The organism is Thiomicrorhabdus sp., from assembly GCF_041583835.1.
Taxonomy (GTDB): domain Bacteria; phylum Pseudomonadota; class Gammaproteobacteria; order Thiomicrospirales; family Thiomicrospiraceae; genus Thiomicrorhabdus.
In genome coordinates, this window is the sequence record NZ_JBFHFC010000027.1 from 1 (window position 1) to 17,754 (window position 17,754).

The following is a 17,754-nucleotide window of genomic DNA, read 5'->3' on the forward strand; positions in this document are numbered from 1 at the left end:
GGCGTATTCTATAGAATTTTCAGAACTGCGCAACCCCTTCAAGCGCTTTTTTTCATCTTTTTTGACACTTTTTTGAAACCTCAACCTTACTACCAACTTACTCATAAGTTATCCACAGAGTTGTTCACATTTATGGCCTATGTACGACAAAACACAGCATTCAAACCCTAACTTTCAAAACCCCATAAACGAAAAAAGCGACACTCTTTATATAAAGAGTGTCGCTTATTTATATATATATCTATATATGTATTAAATATACAAACAGCTATATGAATCGGATTATTTAATAGTGACTCGGGCAAATTTACGTTTACCAACCTGATAAACGCTGGTTGTACCTGTCGGCATTAATGCACGACTGTCATCTACCTTCTCGCCATTAATCTTAACCGCACCCTGCTTAGTCATTCGATGCGCATCGGAAGTAGAACCAACCAAACCGGCATCCTTAAGCAAAGTAGCCAACGGCATCTCACCTTCAAAAGTAAATTCCGGCATCTCGTCCGGGATCGCATTCTTACTGAATCGGGTCTCGAAATCCTGCAATGCAGATTGAGCGGCTTCTTCGGAGTGGAATCGAGCAATCAATTCCATTGCCAACTTCACTTTTATATTACGTGGGTTCTCGCCATCGGCAACTGCCTGCTTGTAACCTTCAATTGTTTCGATGCTCTCAAAACTCAACAACTCGTAATAACGCCACATCAATTCATCGGATACCGACATCACTTTCCCGAACATATCATTCGGCTCATCCTTGATCCCGATATAGTTATTCAACGACTTAGACATCTTCTGAACGCCGTCCAATCCCTCAAGAATCGGCATGGTCAGAGTACACTGCTGCGACTTACCGAAGTGACCCTGCAAGGTACGACCCATCAACAGGTTGAACTTCTGATCGGTTCCACCCAACTCAATGTCCGCTTCCAAAGCAACCGAATCGTACCCCTGAACCATCGGATACAAAAATTCGTGAATCGCGATCGGCGTATTGGACTGATAACGGTCCGAAAAATCGTTACGCTCCAACATACGAGCAACCGTGACCGTACCCGCCAGCTTAATCATATCCTCGGCCGTCATTTTAGACATCCATTCCGAGTTAAATACCACTTTGGTTTTGGCCGGATCCAGAATTTTAAACACCTGCTCTTTATAAGTAGCTGCATTGGCTTCAATCTCTTCACGAGACAAAGGAGGGCGTGTCTGACTCTTTCCGGTCGGATCACCAATCATCGCGGTAAAGTCACCAATCAAAAACAGAATCTCATGACCCAGGTCCTGAAACTGCTTAAGCTTATTAATTAAAACTGTGTGACCAAGGTGTAAATCCGCCGCCGTAGGATCGAAACCGGCTTTAACGCGTAACGGCTTACCGGACTCCAACTTTTCTATCAATTCCTTCTCGACCAGAATTTCTTCTGCGCCACGCTTAATAATCGCTAACTGCTCTTTAACTGATTTCATTTTTACTTCTTTATCTTAAACTTAATAAATTCTTTATCCGCACAAGACGGTATCGGTATTCAATTCCAACAGGCCGGTCATTTCCGACACGGATTTATAGCCGTTTTTCTGCATATATTCTGCAATCCCCTTGTTGACCTTTTTGACCAACAACGGATCTTTGGCGATGGCCGTTCCGATCGCCACCATCGAAGCTCCCGCCAGGAAAAACTCAATCGCATCTTCGGCACTGGCGATGCCACCCAAACCGATGATTGGAATATCGTGCTGTTTCGCCACCTGATAAACCTGATGTACCTTCAGCAAAGCCACCGGCTTGATTGCAGGACCGGACAAACCACCCTGGTTATTTCCCAGCGTCGGCTTGCGCGAATAAACGTCAATCTGCATTCCCATCAAGGTATTAATCGCAGATAAAGCATCCGCACCGGCCTCAATCACTCGACGCGCCCCTTCGGCAATATCGGTCTGGTTCGGCGACAGCTTAACAATTAACGGCTTGGCGGTATTGGCGCGACACGCCTCAACCACTCTTGCCGCCATATCCGGGTCGTTACCGAACGCCGCGCCGCCTTTTTTCACGTTCGGACAAGAGATATTGATCTCCATCGCAGGTAAAGCCGTCTGATCGAACAAACGCACCACTTCCGCATACTCTTCAATCGAGGAACCCGACACATTTATAATGAACTGCGACTGACTCAAATCCAATTTAGGCAAATAACGGTTAATTACCTCATGCGCGCCCGGGTTTTGCAGACCGATGGAATTCAACAACCCACTGGCGGATTCCATGACACGGTCCGGCTTATTCCCCAACTTAGGCTCCAAAGTAGTTCCCTTAAGAAACACTGCACCAACATCCAAATTGGAAAAGCCTGAAACAGACTGGTATTCTATGCCATAACCGGCATTCCCCGAGGCCATAGCCACAGGCGAATTGCACTTCATTCCACAAATATCCACCGATAAATCGATCATAGAATACACCTTATATGTTGCACATTATTTTATATGAACCTGAAATTCCCCAAAACACCGGCGCCTTGATTCGACTCAGTGCCAATATGGGTGCGCACTTGCATCTTATTCACCCGATCGCATTCGATCTCAGTGAAAAAAAGGTACGCCGTGCCGGCTTGGATTATGCAGAACTGGCCAATCTTCAGGAGCATGAAAGCCTGCAAGCCTGCTTGGATAAAATCAAACCCAATCGCGTATTTGCGCTGACCACCAAAACCACGCGCTATTATACCGAACCGCAATTCGAAAACGGAGACGCATTTTTATTCGGCCCGGAAACCCGTGGACTGCCGGCCGAAGTCATTCAAAGCTTACCGGAAGATCAGCGCTTGACGATTCCGATGATTCCGGGCGGCCGCAGCTTAAACCTTGCCAACGCCGTTTCCGTTGTTGCCTATGAAGCCTGGCGCCAACTCGGCTTCGATATGTCGCTGTAAAATCAACCGAAGCTTATAAAACAAAAGGCGACCCTTAAAGATCGCCTTTGCATCAAAACAAACAGGCCAGCACCGCTTTCACACGTGGTTACTGCAACGCTTCCGTCTCTCGACGTCCATCCCTAGCCATCAACTCGCGAACCGCCTCTTCAGGCGAACAAGCATCGGTCACAATCCGATAGACCTGCTCCATAATCGGCAAATCCAAATCGTAACGTTCGGCAATGCGTTTCACCGCCATGACTGCCTTTACACCCTCGACCACCTGACCGATCGACTTCATAATTTCATCGGCCGTGCCCGGCGCTTGAGCCAACTGCAAACCAAAACGACGATTACGCGACAGATCATCAGTGCACGTTAACACCAAATCGCCTAACCCCGCCAATCCCATCAAGGTCTCGGGATGGGCGCCCAACGCCTGACCGAAACGCATCATCTCAGCCATGCCGCGAGCGATCAACGCCGCACGCGCATTGGCGCCCAAATGCAAACCGTCGCTCAAACCGGTTGCGATCGCCATAATATTCTTATAGGCGCCACCGATTTCGACACCCACCATATCGTTCTGGGTGTACATTCTAAAGTTATCGTGATGAAAGGCTTGTGCCCAAAACTGCGCTTCGGATTCATCAACGGAAGCACTAACCATCGCGGTAGGCAACCCTTTCGCCACTTCATCGGCGAACGTCGGTCCCGATAACACCGCCATCGATTGAGCTTCTCCGAATTCCTCGGCGGCAATCTGGTGCAGCAAGGAAGCGGTTTCCTGTTCGAAACCTTTGGTCGCCCAAGCGAAATGGACTTTACGACCGTCAATCACCGAATGCACCTGGCTCAAGGTTTCCTTGAAAACATGGCTAGGAACCACAACCAGAACCGCGTCGACATCCTTCAGCACTTCGGAAAATTCGCTACTGACAACCAAACTTTCGGGGAACGGAATCCCCTTCAGATATTTGGCGTTCTCACGCTGAATTCGTAATTGCTTTGCCTGGTGAGGATTGTGCGTCCACAACCCGACCCGATGTCCGGCACGAGCAAGATGGATCGCCAAAGCCGTTCCCCAGGCTCCGGCGCCGACGACGGCAATGTTCAATGGAGACTTTACTTGCGTCATCTTTCCAGCTCAAAAGTCAGCGAAAGTATTATTGCGTCTGCTCAGTTTGGCTTTGCAAATGACCTTGATACATCGCATCAAAGTTTACCGGCTCCAACAACAACTGAGGGAATCCGCCGCGAGCAACCAAGTCCGAAACCACTTCTCGAGCATAAGGGAATAAAGCATTCGGACATTGAGCGCCCAACAAATAAGCCAACTCTTCTTCCTCAAATCCTTCCAAGGTAAAAATCCCGGCCTGCTCTACTTCACACAAGAATGCAGTATGCTCTTCAACCTTAGTCGTTGCCGTAACACGCAACACAACATGGAAAATCCCCTCTTCCAAAGCTGTACTCTCAACATTCAAGTTCACTTCCAACTGAGGCTTGAACTCGGTTGTGAAGATTCCCGGCGAGTTCGGAGACTCAAAAGAGATATCTTTGGTGTAGATCTTCTGGATAATAAATTTTTGCTGCTGTGTCGTTTCAGACATGGTTATTCCTTGAATTACTGTTTTGTATCCGAATTTGCAACAAGATCAAGCGTTCAACAACGCATCAATCTCACCACGTTTATCTGCTGCCGAAAGGTCGTCAAAACCGCCCACATGATGATCGCCGATGAAAATCTGAGGCACGGTATTACGACCGGTCTTCGCTTCCATGTCCGCCCACATCTGTCGGTCGTTCCCCACATCAATGGTTTCGTAACTCACCCCTTTTGAATCCAAAAGGCGTTTAGCCATGTTGCAATAAGGACAGGTTTGAGTACTGTAAATCACGACTTGAGCCATCTTGACTTCTCCTTTCTTTGCAGCCCCACTAGAATTAGAGGCTACTTTTTTCTGTTTTTTTTTGAACGTGAAGCGCTTTCAACCGGCAAGCCGGCATTCTTCCAAGCATTAATGCCGCCCGACAAGTTAATTACTTTAGTATAACCGTTCTTAACCAGGATCGACGCCGCACGACTGGAGCGCGCTCCGGTCATACAATAAACCAGAATCGGCTGATCTTTGTCTACGGTGATTCGATCAAGATTCTTGGCAAGTTCCGTCACTGAGATGTTCACCGCGTTACCGATAAAGCCTTCTTTAAACTCTCCCGCACTGCGCACATCCAACAAAAACGCGTCATCGTTGTATAAACGGATTGCCTCGTCGGTTCCTACGCTTTTATAACCGGCAATACGGTCACCCACATAGCTGTACATCAGCATCGCAATAACAACGACCAAAGCAATAAACAAAAGCTGCTGCTCTTGTACAAATTCAATAAACATTCATATTCCCTTGATAGACTTCAATCAAAGCTAATGATTTTAACAGCGAAACTCGCTACAATAAATCGAATTTCCAATTTTTTATGGTAGATAAAACGATGAGTCAAGAACCAAAGCCCAAAAAGCAAATCAAACATCGTCCTACAGGATTGATCATCCTGGACGGCTGGGGACACCGAGAAGAAGTCGAATACAATGCGATCGCTCAAGCCAACACCCCGAACTGGGATAAACTGGTCGCCAACCACCCAAATACACTCATCCATACATCCGGCATGGCGGTCGGCTTACCGGAAGGTCAGATGGGTAACTCCGAAGTCGGTCACTTGAATCTTGGAGCAGGACGAGTCGTCTATCAAGATTTGACACGCATCCAAAAAGACATCGACGACGGTCGCTTCTTCGACAACAACGCCCTTTTGAGCGCCATTGATAAAGCGTCTGAACGTGATCATTCGGTTCACATCCTAGGTCTGCTTTCAGATGGCGGCGTGCACTCGCACATCAGCCACATCAAAGCTGCCTTGAAGCTAGCGGTAGAACGCGGAGCAAAAACCTTGCTGCACATCTTCACCGACGGCCGCGACACTGCTCCTAAGAGTGCGCTGGGGTACATTGAAGACATCGAAAATTACATGAAAGAAATCGGCGGCGGACGCATTGCCTCTGTCACCGGCCGCTTCTACGCGCTTGACCGTGACAACCGTTGGGAACGAATCCAACAAGCTTACAATGTCATCTGCTGCGGCGAAGCCGAATTTACCGCGGCATCTGCAAAAGAAGCGGTTGAAATGGCCTATTCACGTGACGAAACGGATGAATTCATTCAGCCAACCATTATTCCAAGCAAAAAAGGCAAGAAAGCCAGAGTGAAAGACGGCGACTCGATCATTTTCATGAACTACCGTTCGGATCGTGCACGCCAGCTAACCCAGGCATTCATCATGAGTGACTTCGGTGATTTCCACCGTTGCAAAACACCGGTGCTTTCTGCATTCGTCACCCTGACCGAATACAACAAGAACTTTGAAAACTTCGGCGCGACCATCGCTTACCGTCCGACGATGCTTAAAAACACCTTCGGCGAATATGTATCAAAATTAGGCTTGGCGCAGCTTCGCATCGCCGAGACCGAAAAATACGCCCACGTCACCTTCTTCCTAAACGGAGGTGTTGAAGCACCGTACAAAGGCGAAGACCGAATCCTGGTTCCTTCTCCGAAAGTGCGCACCTATGACCTTCAACCGGAAATGAGCGTCGGCGAATTAACCGAGAAGTTAGTGGAAGCGATCGAATCGGACAAATACGACACGTTCATCTGCAACATCGCCAACCCGGATATGGTCGGGCATTCAGGTAATTTCCCTGCTTGTATCAAAGCGGTTGAAGCCGTTGACGAAGCGTTAGGCAAAATGTTAGCTGCAATCGAAAAAGCCGGCGGTCAAGTCATCGTCACGGCCGACCACGGTAACATGGAAATGCTTCAAGACCCTGAAACCGGTGAACCGTTAACATCCCACACCACTTTCCCGGTTCCTTGCGTCTACTTCGGACCTCGCAAATGCACTCTTCGCGATGGTGGAACACTTCCTGACGTAATGCCTACGATGCTAGACATCATGGGGCTTGAACAGCCGGAAGAGATGACCGGTAAGAGCCTATGCGTTTAAGCTTAATTCAAGCTTAATTCATAGGGGCTTACGCTCCGAAACAGGCCCGCCCATTTTTAAAATCGGCGGGCCTGTTTCGTTTTAAATTCCACTCCATTCACACCGATCACACACGTCCCATTCAATCCGCACTGGATAATTGACGACTTTCACCTTATCCTATCCGACAGATTACCCAATCAATCCAACATCACATGGGAAGGATAAATGACTTTCTCGATCAACCAACCGTTGTTCTGGCTTTACCTTTTCGACATCGCCATGGTGATCGCCACCGTCATCCACATGCTTTATCAACGCCGATCGCCACAGAACCTGATGGCATGGCTACTCACCCTGTTGCTACTGCCTATTCTCGGCGTGATACTGTATATCGTGTTCGGCTCGAGGAAATTCCTCTACAAACGCGAGAAACCTCCTATCGCCATGCGTTCCGTCTCCGTCACTAAACCCGACAACGAATTGGCGTCGCAACTCGACCGGCTACTACAATCCAATCAAATTGCCGGCACCACCAACGGCAACCAGGTCCGTCTTTGCAACAGCGACGTCGAAGCCTTCGACATCCTGATGGACGCACTCGAGAACGCCGAACACAGCATTCACATTCAAACCTACATTTTTGAATTAGATTCAACCGGAAAAACCATTTTGAACGCCTTAATCCGCAAAGCGCAGCAAGGCGTTCAAGTCCGCCTACTGCTTGACGCCATTGGTTCGTTTTCCCTCTACCTTAACCGCAAACGCTTGGAACCACTTATTCAAGCCGGCGGCCAATACGCTTTCTTTCAACCGCCGATCCACTCTTTTTTTAAAAGCCGGGTCAACCTAAGAAACCACCGTAAAATTTACCTGTTCGATCAATCCACTTTACTGACCGGCGGCATGAACCTTTCCAACGATTACTTGGGCAGTCGAGAAACCGAACCAAAAAACGGGCGTTGGATCGACCTCATGTTTAAAATCCAAGGCCCCACCACTTTCCACTACCAGTACGTCTTCAACGAGGATTGGTTTTACACGACCGATGAAAGACTGGAAGACCCCAAACCTCCCGCCAACAGCGCTTCGGAGCAAGGCGAAATCATGCAAGTCGTTCCTTCAGGACCGGACATCAATAGCGACGCCCTGTTTGAAACCCTGTTGCACAGCATTTATCTGGCTAAACACAGCATCCAAATCGTTACACCCTACTTCATCCCCGACAGTGCGATTATGCATGCCCTGCTGATTGCGGTTAAACGCGGGGTCAAAGTCACCCTAATCACCCCGGAAACCTCCGACCACCTTATTTTCGATCTCGGACGCAGTTCCTACATGCGGGAACTCAGCGAAGTGGGCGGTGAACTCTTATACTATCAAGACAACATGCTGCACGCCAAACTCATTATGATCGACCAGCAATCCATGCTTATCGGTTCCGCGAATTTCGACTACCGCTCGCTATTCATCAACCACGAGGTGGTTAATTTCATCTATTCAAAACCGCTCATCCAAACGATGTCCGCATGGTTAGAGGAACTGCAAAACCATAGCCAACCTTATCAACCCAGCGGCAACCGGATTCGCAAGCTGTTTGAAAACCTGACGCGTATCGTCGCCCCGATCCTTTGAAGCCCAGAGCAGCGAAATGTACAAACCTAAATTCACACCCCTATCCCATGCACACCCGCTGGAACAATCGGAACATCCCCTTCCTGACTGCTTCACCCTGCTGACCTGGAACCTGCAAAAAGTCGATTTCGGACACTACATCCATCGTCCGATCGAAACCCTGCTTTCTATCCGCACACCTCACCTCCTGTCGCTACAGGAGGCCGCCACCCGGCCAATGCAAAGCAAATTTTTCGACCTGCCTTTTGTCATGGCACCCAACATCCAAACCCAAAAAAATCACTACGGCGTTTTGACTGCTTCCACTTCCGGCATCACACCACACCACCAATGCCTGACACAAACCCGCGAACTTGGCATCATGACCCATAAAACCGCACTGATCACCACCCACCCGCTCAATGACGGCAACTGGCTGACACACGTTAATATCCACGCCATCAACTTCGTACCGCATACGTTATTTAAAAAAGAACTGCAGCTGCTATGGAGCAAACTCGCCCACCTGGAAGGCCCGATGATTATCAGCGGCGACTTCAACACCTGGAATCGAACCCGTTTAAAAACCCTACATCACGCAACTGATCAACTTGGCTTGAAAAAGGTCGAATACCCGGACAGCCACAACATCAAAACCCTAATGCGCCAGCCGCTCGATCACATCTTTTTTCGCGATTTGGTTCTGACAGAATCCAACGCACTCCACGTACCTGAAATCTCGGATCACAACCCACTGATCGCAACCTTCTGTCTGCCGCGTTTCCAGCCATAATTCCGTGCCAGATAAGCGAAAAACAATGGTACAATTTGATTCCAAATGCATAGATAAAGTATAATCTCGCACCAATTTTTATTTTTTAAACGCGCTGAAAACATACAAAATCCTTATATAACAATCGGTTATAAAAGAAGCTGACTGCTTGTTTTATCGGATTTTGACGGACAGGACACGGAATTATGAACCCATTACAATCCCCAAACGGCCTAAATCTAACAGGCCTCTACTCTCCTGAGTTTGAAAAGGAGAACTGTGGTTTCGGTTTGATCGCCAACATGGACGACAAACCAAGTCACTGGGTCGTTCAAACGGCCATTGAGTCTCTAGCTAACATGACCCACCGCGGTGGGGTTGCAGCCGACTGCTGCACAGGAGACGGTTGTGGACTGTTAATCAAAAAACCGGAAAGCTTTTTATCCGGCGTAGCCGCCGAGTCAGGATTCGAACTGGCTGAAATTTATGCTGCCGGTATGGTTTTCCTTAACCAAGATGCCGCCAAAGCCGATTTAGCGCGTAAAACCCTGGAAGAAAAACTAATCAACAAAGGGTTGATCGTTGCCGGCTGGCGTAAAGTTCCGGTTAATTCAAGCGTGCTTGGAGAACAGGCTTCCAGTATGGAGCCCGTAATTGAACAGGTATTTGTCAATGCACCGTCCGGCATGACCGAAGCCGAATTCAACCGTGCGCTATTTACGGCTCGCCGTAAAACCGAAATGGAAATCGAACCGCAAGACGGAACGTTCTATATTGCTTCTTTGAACACCCAGTTGCTTTCGTATAAAGGCCTTGTCATGCCAAGAGAACTACCTGAGTTCTATCTTGACTTGAAAAACGACGCCTTTGCATCGTCCATTATTTCGTACCACCAGCGCTTCTCAACCAACACCATGCCGCAGTGGCGTCTGGCTCAGCCATTCCGCTTCTTGGCACATAACGGTGAGTTGAACACCATCCGTGGTAACCGTAACTGGGCGTTGGCGCGTCAGAGCAAGTTCGAAACGCCATTACTGCCTGATTTGGCTGACTTGAAACCTCTGGTTGCTCAATCCGGTTCCGACTCCAACTCATTGGACAACATGCTTGAAGTGTTGATGATGGGTGACATGCCGGTATTCCAGGCATTGCGTCTGTTGATTCCACCTGCATGGCAGAACATGCCGCACATGGATCCGGACATGAAAGCGTTCCTGGAATACAACTCCATGCACATGGAACCTTGGGATGGTCCGGCCGGTATGGTTATCAACACCGGTAAATACGCGATCTGTGGTGTCGACCGTAACGGTTTACGTCCAACTCGTTACGTCATTACCAAAGACCGTCACATCACATTCGCATCCGAGATCGGTGTCTATGATTACGCGCCGGAAGACGTCGTTGAAAAAGGCCGCTTGAAGCCTGGGCAATTAATTGCGGTCGACCTTGAAAGCGGTACGCTATTGAAGCCTGAAGAGATCGATAACCAACTTAAGTCGGCCAAGCCGTACTGTGAGTGGATGGATCAAGGCTACATGCGCATTGAAGAAAAAATGGAGCAAGCCGAACAGACGCTTAACTGGGATTCAAACACCGCAGACACCTATCAGAAATACTATCAAGTTACGTTTGAAGAACGTGATGCGGTTATCCGCGTCATGGCGGAAGACGCACAGGAAGCCACCGTTTCCATGGGTGACGATGCTCCGCTACCGGTGTTCTCGCACAAGCCGCGTTCTATTTTCGATTACTTCCGTCAGATGTTCGCGCAGGTAACCAACCCGCCGATCGATCCGCTACGTGAAAACATCGTCATGTCCTTGAACACCTGTTTCGGACGTGAATTGAACATGTTTGAAGAAGGCCCTGAACACGCTCGTCGTCTTGAAGTGCAATCGCCTGTATTGAGTCCGTCAATGATGGAACAATTGATGAGCATGGACGACAAAGACTACCAGAACCAAGTGATTTCATTGCACTACAACCATGAAGAAAAAGACATGGAACAGGCAATTGTGGCAGTCTGCGATCAAGCGGTTGCGGCGGCACGTTCCGGTATCACTTTGTTGGTATTAAGCGACTTGGGAATCGAGCAAGGCAAAATCACGATTCCGGCTGCAATGGCAACCGGTGCGGTACACCACCGCCTAATCAGCGAAGGGCTACGTACCGAAGCCAATATCATCGTACAGACGGCCACCGCACGTGACCCGCATCATTTTGCGGTCTTGTTCGGTTACGGTGCAACGGCGGTATTCCCGTACCTAGCATACGAAAGTATCGACGATATGCGTCGCACCAACGAATTGGATGCGAACACGCCGATCAGCACTTACATCAAAAACTACCGTAAAGGGATTAACAAAGGGTTGTACAAAATCCTTTCTAAGATGGGTATCTCAACCATTACCTCTTACCGTGGTTCACAGCTATTCGAAGCCGTCGGTTTGACGTCTAAAATCGTTGACCTATGTTTCAAAGGTACGCCTTCACGTATCGAAGGAACTGACTTCAACCACTTGGAACTAGACCAGCGTCGTTTGGCTTGGGAAGCGTTTAACCCACGCAAGCCTCTGCAGCAAGGCGGTTTGTTCAAATACGTTCACGGTGGCGAATACCATGCATTCAACCCGGACGTGGTTAACAGCATCCGTGAAGCGGTTCAGAAAAACGATCAAAACGCTTACAACAAGTTCCGTGACCTGGTTAACACTCGTCCGGCGATGACCATCCGTGACTTGATTACATTCAAAGACGGTATTGAGTCGATCGATCTTAACGACGTCGAGCCGGTAGAATCCATCTACAAGCGTTTCGACTCTGCGGGTATTTCTTTAGGTGCATTATCTCCTGAAGCGCACGAAGCTTTGGCAACGGCAATGAACCGTTTAGGCGCACGCTCCAACTCAGGTGAAGGTGCGGAAGATCCTTCACGTTACGGCACCGAAAGAATGTCTAAGATTAAGCAGATCGCTTCCGGACGTTTCGGTGTAACCGCACACTACTTACGTAATGCAGAAGTATTGCAGATCAAGGTTGCACAGGGTGCGAAACCGGGTGAAGGCGGACAGCTACCGGGCCACAAAGTCGATATGACCATCGCTAAGCTGCGTCATTCAGTACCGGGTGTTACTCTGATTTCGCCTCCTCCGCATCACGACATCTACTCGATCGAAGATTTGGCTCAGCTGATCTACGATTTGAAACAAGTTAACCCGAATGCGTTGATTTCGGTGAAACTGGTTGCCGAACCGGGTGTCGGAACCATCGCAGCCGGTGTTGCAAAAGCTTATGCCGACCTGATCACCATCTCCGGTTACGACGGCGGTACGGGTGCGAGCCCGATGACTTCGGTCAAATACGCCGGTAACCCGTTCGAAATGGGCTTGGTTGAAGCACACCAAACTTTACGTGCCAACGACCTTCGCGGTCAGGTTATCCTGCAAGCGGACGGTGGTTTGAAAACCGGTCTTGATGTTATCAAAGCGGCCATTCTAGGTGCGGAATCATTCGGTTTCGGTACGGTTCCAATGGTTGCACTAGGTTGTAAATACCTACGTATCTGTCACTTGAACACGTGTGCGGTAGGGGTTGCAACGCAAGACGAACGTCTACGTAAAGAACACTTCATCGGTATGCCTGAAATGGTTATGAACTACTTCCGTTTCGTCGCCGAAGAAACCCGTGAATGGCTGGCTAAATTAGGTGTGCGTTCTCTAGGTGAATTGGTCGGACGTGTCGACTTGTTGAAAGTCATCGACAACCCGTTGACCGAGAAACAGAAGAACATCAACCTGACTCCGTTCATCAGCGATGGCGGCGTACCGGCTGACAAGCCGCAAACCGTTCAAGTTGATCGCAACAACCCTTGGGATCACGGAGACATCGCGGAAGAGATGGTGAAAGAGACACTACCGGCTATCAAAGCGAAAAGCGGCGGTACTTTCTCGTTCAAACTGGTGAACACCGGCCGTTCAATCGGTGCGCGTGTTGCCGGTGAAATCGCCGAACTTTACGGTAACGACGGCATGAAAGACGCGCCGATCACCTTGAAACTAACCGGTATCGCCGGTCAGTCTTTCGGTGGTTTCAACGTTGACGGTCTGAATCTTCACCTTGAAGGGGATGCGAACGACTACGTCGGTAAAGGTATGGCCGGTGGTGAGATCGTTATCCGTCCGCCTCAAGGCAGTACGTTTGACGCGAAAAACACGCCGATTGTCGGTAACACTTGTCTATACGGTGCAACCGGCGGTAAATTGTTCGCCAACGGTACCGGTGGTGAGCGTTTCGCAGTGCGTAACTCGGGTGCAACCGCTGTGGTTGAAGGATTAGGCGATCACGGTTGTGAATACATGACCGGTGGTACCGTTGTCAGCCTGGGCGCAGTCGGCGTCAACTTCGGAGCCGGTATGTCGGGCGGTATGGCGTTCATCCTTGACGAAAACCGTTCTCTTCCGGACCAGCTGAACGGCGAAATGGTCGAAGCGATCCGCATCGATACCGAAGCAACCGAAGAGTACCGTGTGTACCTGAAAGCGTTGATTACTGAATATGTTGAAAAGACCGATAGTAAATGGGGTCGTGAAGTATTGAACAACTTCAGCCGCTATATCGGTGACTTCTGGCTTGTTAAGTCGCGTGCGATCAGCATTGATTCACTATTTGAATTATTTGCAACCGAAGCCAACTAAGAGAATCTGGAAGGAATTTAAAAATGCCAAATGTAAGACAATTTTTAGAACTGAACCGCCAGCTTCCCGAAAAGAAGGCAGCGGTCGAGCGTACGCAAGAATTTGCAGAAATCTATGCTCCGTTTGAAATGAAAGACGCGATGGCTCAGGCCGATCGTTGTCTGCATTGCGGTAACCCATACTGCGAATTCGCTTGCCCTGTACACAACTACATCCCTAACTGGTTGAAGTTGGTTGCGGAAGGCAACATTATGGAAGCCGCCGAAATTTCTCACAAGACCAACTCTCTACCGGAGATGTGTGGTCGTATCTGCCCTCAAGACCGTCTGTGCGAACAGGCGTGTACGCTTGAAGATACCAACTTCGGTGCGGTCACCATCGGTGCCGTTGAGAAATTCATCACCGATACGGCACTCTCTCAAGGCTGGACACCGGATCTTTCCAACATCAAGATGACCGACAAGAAAGTCGCCATCGTCGGTTCGGGTCCTGCCGGTATCGCAGCGGCGGACATCCTGATCCGTAACGGCGTTAAGCCGGTTGTCTTTGAAAAACAACCTGAAATAGGCGGTCTTTTGACGTTCGGTATCCCGCAATTCAAACTGGATAAAGACATCATTGTACGTCGTCGTGAAATCCTGGAAGGCATGGGCATCGAGTTCCGTTGCAACACCGAAATCGGTAAAGACATCCAGTTCCAAACCCTATTAGACGACTATGATGCCGTCTTCCTAGGAATGGGAACCTACAAGCCGATGGCCGGTCGTTTCCCGGGTGAAGACCTACCGGGCGTATACAAAGCGTTGGATTTCTTGATCGGTAACGTCAAAAACGAATTGGGCATGCCGAACGATCCTGAACCTTTCATCAGCATGAAAGGCAAAAAAGTGGTTGTACTGGGTGGTGGTGATACCACGATGGACTGTACCCGTACTTCCATCCGTCAGGAAGCGGACGAAGTTTATTGTGTTTACCGTCGTGACGAAGAAAACATGCCGGGTTCACGTGCCGAAGTTAAAAACGCCAAAGAAGAAGGCGTTCAGTTCAAATTCAACTTGGCTCCGGTCGAAGTGATCGGCGACGGCAAAGTCGAAGGGATCAAGGTTATCGAAACCCGCATGGGCGAGCCGGACGAAAACGGTCGTCGTCGCGCGGAAATGGTTGAAGGTTCCGAGCAGATCATTCCTTGTGACGCCGTTATCGTTGCATTCGGTTTCCAACCAAATCCACCAGCATGGTTTAAAGACTTCAATATCGAAGTCAACAATTGGGACGGCGTGGTTGCTTCCGACAAGTCGCTTTACCAGTTCCAAACGACCAACCCGAAAGTGTTTGCCGGTGGTGACATGGTTCGCGGTTCCAGCTTGGTGGTTGAAGCTATTGCAGAAGGCCGCAAAGCCGCTGAAGGTATCTTGGACTTCTTGGAAGTTTAAGAACCGAACAGGCCTGTTTGGTCAGCGCCGACCAAATCAAAAAAGCCCGCAAAGAGATTATCTCCTTGCGGGCTTTTTTATTATCTTGAAACTAAGTTGATTCAATTGATTTTGAAGAACGCCATCTCTTCCTTGAGCTACTGCGATTGTTCGCGCATACTTTCCGCGGATTGATCACTTGCCATCACCAGGTTCAGATTCTGCTGAGTCAAATGGTTGATTTGATTCAAGGCGGTATGAATCTGATGAATATCAGATAATTGTCGCTCTGACGAGTTCACAATACTATCGACCTCATCGGTCACCTGACGGATCGACTCATTAATCTGATTCAACACTTCCCCGGAACTTACCGCCAATCTCGTACCTTCGTTCACCCTTTCGACACTGTCTTCAATCAATGCTTTGATCTCTTTGGACGCGTCGGTGGATTTTTGTGCAAGGTTACGGACTTCGCCAGCGACCACGGCAAACCCTCTTCCTGCTTCGCCGGCACGCGCCGCTTCAACGGCCGCGTTAAGTGCCAACAGGTTAGTCTGGAATGCGATGCTGTCCATCAACTGGATGATGTCCGAAATCCGGTGACTCGATTCCTCAATTTTCTCCATCGCCAGAATACTCTGCTTCATGACCTCCTGCCCCTGATCCACTTGCGCTTGAACCTCAGTGGTCGCCTTGGCCGCTGTCTGAGCTTGTGCAACCGTTTGTTGTGCGGAACTGCCCATCTCGTCAACGGTTTTTGCAGACTGGTTCAAAGAGGCCGCCTGTTCTTGTGCTTGCTCGTTCAGGGTCTGGGTTCCTTTGGATAACTCGACAGCCGCACCATAAACGCTGTCCGATGCGTGCATCGCATGCGAAATGGTCTGTTTCAATTTATCCGACGAAGCATTGATTACCTGCTGGAGTTTCGCTAATTGGCCTTCAAAATGGCGGCTGGATCTTTGATTCAGATTACCACTGGCCTGCTCGGTCGCAATAAAGACAATTTCATCTATCGCCGCTTCCAAGCGTCCGGTGGATTCGTTGATATTCTCTTTCAAATTCAACAGGTCGCCCTGGGCATCGGATTCGACTCTGGCCGAAAAGTCGCCGTCATTCAAAGCGCTCATAACCTGATTGATCTCGCTCAATATCCGGTTTATGGAACTCATGGAATTGTCGACCTTGTTTCGGAAGCTCTCCTCTACCTTCGGATCCATTCTTATAGAGAAGTCGCCCTGATCCAATCCGGACATGACTTTCTCTAGCTCCTGCATGGTGAACCGGACACTTTGAGCGCTGCCGTTAACGCCTTGCTTCAAGCGCTCGAAATCGCCTTTCAATTCCGACTTGATCTCCTGGTCGAATTCGCCTCTGGCAATTGCACCGACAACGGTATTCGTCTCTTCGATGGTCAATTCCATCTGTTGCAGAAGTTCGTTGAATGAGTTCCCCATCTGGGCGATTTCGTCTTTTCCGGAAATCTCCGCACGGTGTTTCAATTCACCGGACTGACTCACCTCGTCGATGGTTTTCTGCAGTCCTAAAATGGAAGAAGTGATATTACGTGAAAGCAACAGACTCCCTAGCACCATGACAACGATCATCATGGAGAGAGCTGCAAACAGTATGGTCACCAATTGATTGGCCGCAATATCGACGTCGAACAGGAGCGTATCCGCTTCCTGCAACTGACGATTAACGAATGGTTCCAAAACTTGTGCCAGGTTTTCAGCCTGTTGGTCGAAACTACCCATTATTTGGTTACCGGATTGAGGACCACCGGAAACGTAGGCGTTCGCCATTTTCTTGCCAACTTCGTACCAACTCTCGAACGCGTCGGTCAATCTTGCCAGCTCCTGAAGCATCTGAGGGTTGTCTTTATACAGCTCTTTATAGGCGTCAACGCCGTCCAAGAATCTTTGTCGCGCCTTCTCGGCTTCGTCAAAACCGTCGTTCAGACCATCCAATCCTCGCGTAGCGGAAATATCGGTCAGCCACTGCTGAACTTCAACCACATCACGGTCCATCTCTTTGGCCGTCATGGCAAATGGAACACTTTGGTTTTTTGCCTGGTCAATTTTTTCGACAACGGTTTCAATCTGATTAAAAATGAATATGGATCCGATCACTGAAAGCAAAGCCAACAAACCGATCGGCAAAATAATCTTGTGACTTATTTTATTTAATCTCAATAGAGCCATGAATCAGTGTGCCTCCAAATAAATAGCCCAACCAATGAAAATACTAAATGGCATTGTAACACCGGCTAATATTTAAAAATATTTCCTCTTAGG

General features: G+C 48.9%; 13 protein-coding genes. 6 read left to right on the plus strand and 7 right to left on the minus strand.

Going from position 1 to position 17,754, the window contains the following annotated elements; translation table 11 throughout:
- Positions 1–282: 282 nt before the first annotated feature.
- Positions 283–1,473 (minus strand): tyrosine--tRNA ligase, encoded by a 1,191-nt coding sequence (gene tyrS, locus ABY044_RS10885; protein WP_373020631.1) that lies wholly within the window; start codon positions 1,471–1,473, stop codon positions 283–285.
- A gap of 33 nt (positions 1,474–1,506) precedes the next feature.
- On the minus strand, positions 1,507–2,454 hold the full coding sequence (locus ABY044_RS10890) for a dihydroorotate dehydrogenase (RefSeq protein ID WP_373020633.1): 948 nt from the start codon (positions 2,452–2,454) through the stop codon (positions 1,507–1,509).
- 14 nt (positions 2,455–2,468) lie between these two features.
- On the opposite strand from ABY044_RS10890, the gene ABY044_RS10895 reads away from it, so the two are divergent.
- The gene (locus ABY044_RS10895; protein WP_373020635.1) at positions 2,469–2,933 is read left to right on the plus strand and encodes a tRNA (cytidine(34)-2'-O)-methyltransferase; all 465 of its coding nucleotides are present in this window, start codon (positions 2,469–2,471) and stop codon (positions 2,931–2,933) included.
- 88 nt (positions 2,934–3,021) lie between these two features.
- Here ABY044_RS10895 and ABY044_RS10900 read toward each other — a convergent pair whose 3' ends face one another.
- The 4 genes from ABY044_RS10900 to ABY044_RS10915 are packed head-to-tail and all read right to left on the minus strand — an operon-like array spanning position 3,022 to position 5,313.
- Entirely contained in the window at positions 3,022–4,053 is a 1,032-nt protein-coding gene (locus ABY044_RS10900; RefSeq protein WP_373020637.1) for an NAD(P)H-dependent glycerol-3-phosphate dehydrogenase, read from the minus strand.
- Positions 4,054–4,081: 28 nt separating this feature from the next.
- Positions 4,082–4,528, minus strand: a complete 447-nt coding sequence (gene secB, locus ABY044_RS10905) for a protein-export chaperone SecB (RefSeq protein ID WP_373020639.1) — start codon at positions 4,526–4,528, stop codon at positions 4,082–4,084.
- Between the two features lie 45 nt (positions 4,529–4,573).
- Positions 4,574–4,828 carry a glutaredoxin 3 gene (gene grxC, locus ABY044_RS10910; RefSeq protein ID WP_373020641.1) on the minus strand — a complete coding sequence of 85 codons (255 nt, stop codon included), beginning with the start codon at positions 4,826–4,828 and terminating at the stop codon, positions 4,574–4,576.
- A gap of 41 nt (positions 4,829–4,869) precedes the next feature.
- Positions 4,870–5,313 (minus strand): rhodanese-like domain-containing protein, encoded by a 444-nt coding sequence (locus tag ABY044_RS10915; RefSeq protein ID WP_373020643.1) that lies wholly within the window; start codon positions 5,311–5,313, stop codon positions 4,870–4,872.
- A gap of 98 nt (positions 5,314–5,411) precedes the next feature.
- On the opposite strand from ABY044_RS10915, the gene gpmI reads away from it, so the two are divergent.
- The 5 genes from gpmI (at position 5,412) to ABY044_RS10940 (ending at position 15,478) form a co-directional block, all read left to right on the plus strand.
- On the plus strand, positions 5,412–6,983 hold the full coding sequence (gene gpmI / locus ABY044_RS10920) for a 2,3-bisphosphoglycerate-independent phosphoglycerate mutase (protein ID WP_373020644.1): 1,572 nt from the start codon (positions 5,412–5,414) through the stop codon (positions 6,981–6,983).
- Positions 6,984–7,190: 207 nt separating this feature from the next.
- Entirely contained in the window at positions 7,191–8,597 is a 1,407-nt protein-coding gene (cls, locus tag ABY044_RS10925) for a cardiolipin synthase (RefSeq protein WP_373020645.1), read from the plus strand.
- Positions 8,598–8,613: 16 nt separating this feature from the next.
- Positions 8,614–9,369 (plus strand): endonuclease/exonuclease/phosphatase family protein, encoded by a 756-nt coding sequence (locus ABY044_RS10930; RefSeq protein ID WP_373020646.1) that lies wholly within the window; start codon positions 8,614–8,616, stop codon positions 9,367–9,369.
- A gap of 185 nt (positions 9,370–9,554) precedes the next feature.
- Positions 9,555–14,045 (plus strand): glutamate synthase large subunit, encoded by a 4,491-nt coding sequence (gene gltB / locus ABY044_RS10935; RefSeq protein WP_373020648.1) that lies wholly within the window; start codon positions 9,555–9,557, stop codon positions 14,043–14,045.
- A gap of 23 nt (positions 14,046–14,068) precedes the next feature.
- Positions 14,069–15,478, plus strand: a complete 1,410-nt coding sequence (locus ABY044_RS10940) for a glutamate synthase subunit beta (protein ID WP_373020650.1) — start codon at positions 14,069–14,071, stop codon at positions 15,476–15,478.
- 137 nt (positions 15,479–15,615) lie between these two features.
- Here the strand turns inward: ABY044_RS10940 and ABY044_RS10945 are convergent, their stop codons facing one another.
- The gene (locus tag ABY044_RS10945) at positions 15,616–17,661 is read right to left on the minus strand and encodes a methyl-accepting chemotaxis protein (RefSeq protein WP_373020652.1); all 2,046 of its coding nucleotides are present in this window, start codon (positions 17,659–17,661) and stop codon (positions 15,616–15,618) included.
- Between the last annotated feature and the right edge of the window lie 93 nt (positions 17,662–17,754).

Bases quoted from the DNA above. Each gene is read 5' to 3' on its own strand.
- cls (WP_373020645.1), top strand. From the start codon at position 7,191: ATGACTTTCTCGATCAACCAACCGTTGTTCTGGCTTTACCTTTTCGAC.
- tyrS (WP_373020631.1), bottom strand. From the start codon at position 1,473: ATGAAATCAGTTAAAGAGCAGTTAGCGATTATTAAGCGTGGCGCAGAA.
- ABY044_RS10895 (WP_373020635.1), top strand. From the start codon at position 2,469: ATGTTGCACATTATTTTATATGAACCTGAAATTCCCCAAAACACCGGC.
- ABY044_RS10945 (WP_373020652.1), bottom strand. From the start codon at position 17,661: ATGGCTCTATTGAGATTAAATAAAATAAGTCACAAGATTATTTTGCCG.
- ABY044_RS10930 (WP_373020646.1), top strand. From the start codon at position 8,614: ATGTACAAACCTAAATTCACACCCCTATCCCATGCACACCCGCTGGAA.
- ABY044_RS10940 (WP_373020650.1), top strand. From the start codon at position 14,069: ATGCCAAATGTAAGACAATTTTTAGAACTGAACCGCCAGCTTCCCGAA.
- secB (WP_373020639.1), bottom strand. From the start codon at position 4,528: ATGTCTGAAACGACACAGCAGCAAAAATTTATTATCCAGAAGATCTAC.
- gpmI (WP_373020644.1), top strand. From the start codon at position 5,412: ATGAGTCAAGAACCAAAGCCCAAAAAGCAAATCAAACATCGTCCTACA.
- grxC (WP_373020641.1), bottom strand. From the start codon at position 4,828: ATGGCTCAAGTCGTGATTTACAGTACTCAAACCTGTCCTTATTGCAAC.
- gltB (WP_373020648.1), top strand. From the start codon at position 9,555: ATGAACCCATTACAATCCCCAAACGGCCTAAATCTAACAGGCCTCTAC.
- ABY044_RS10900 (WP_373020637.1), bottom strand. From the start codon at position 4,053: ATGACGCAAGTAAAGTCTCCATTGAACATTGCCGTCGTCGGCGCCGGA.
- ABY044_RS10915 (WP_373020643.1), bottom strand. From the start codon at position 5,313: ATGTTTATTGAATTTGTACAAGAGCAGCAGCTTTTGTTTATTGCTTTG.
- ABY044_RS10890 (WP_373020633.1), bottom strand. From the start codon at position 2,454: ATGATCGATTTATCGGTGGATATTTGTGGAATGAAGTGCAATTCGCCT.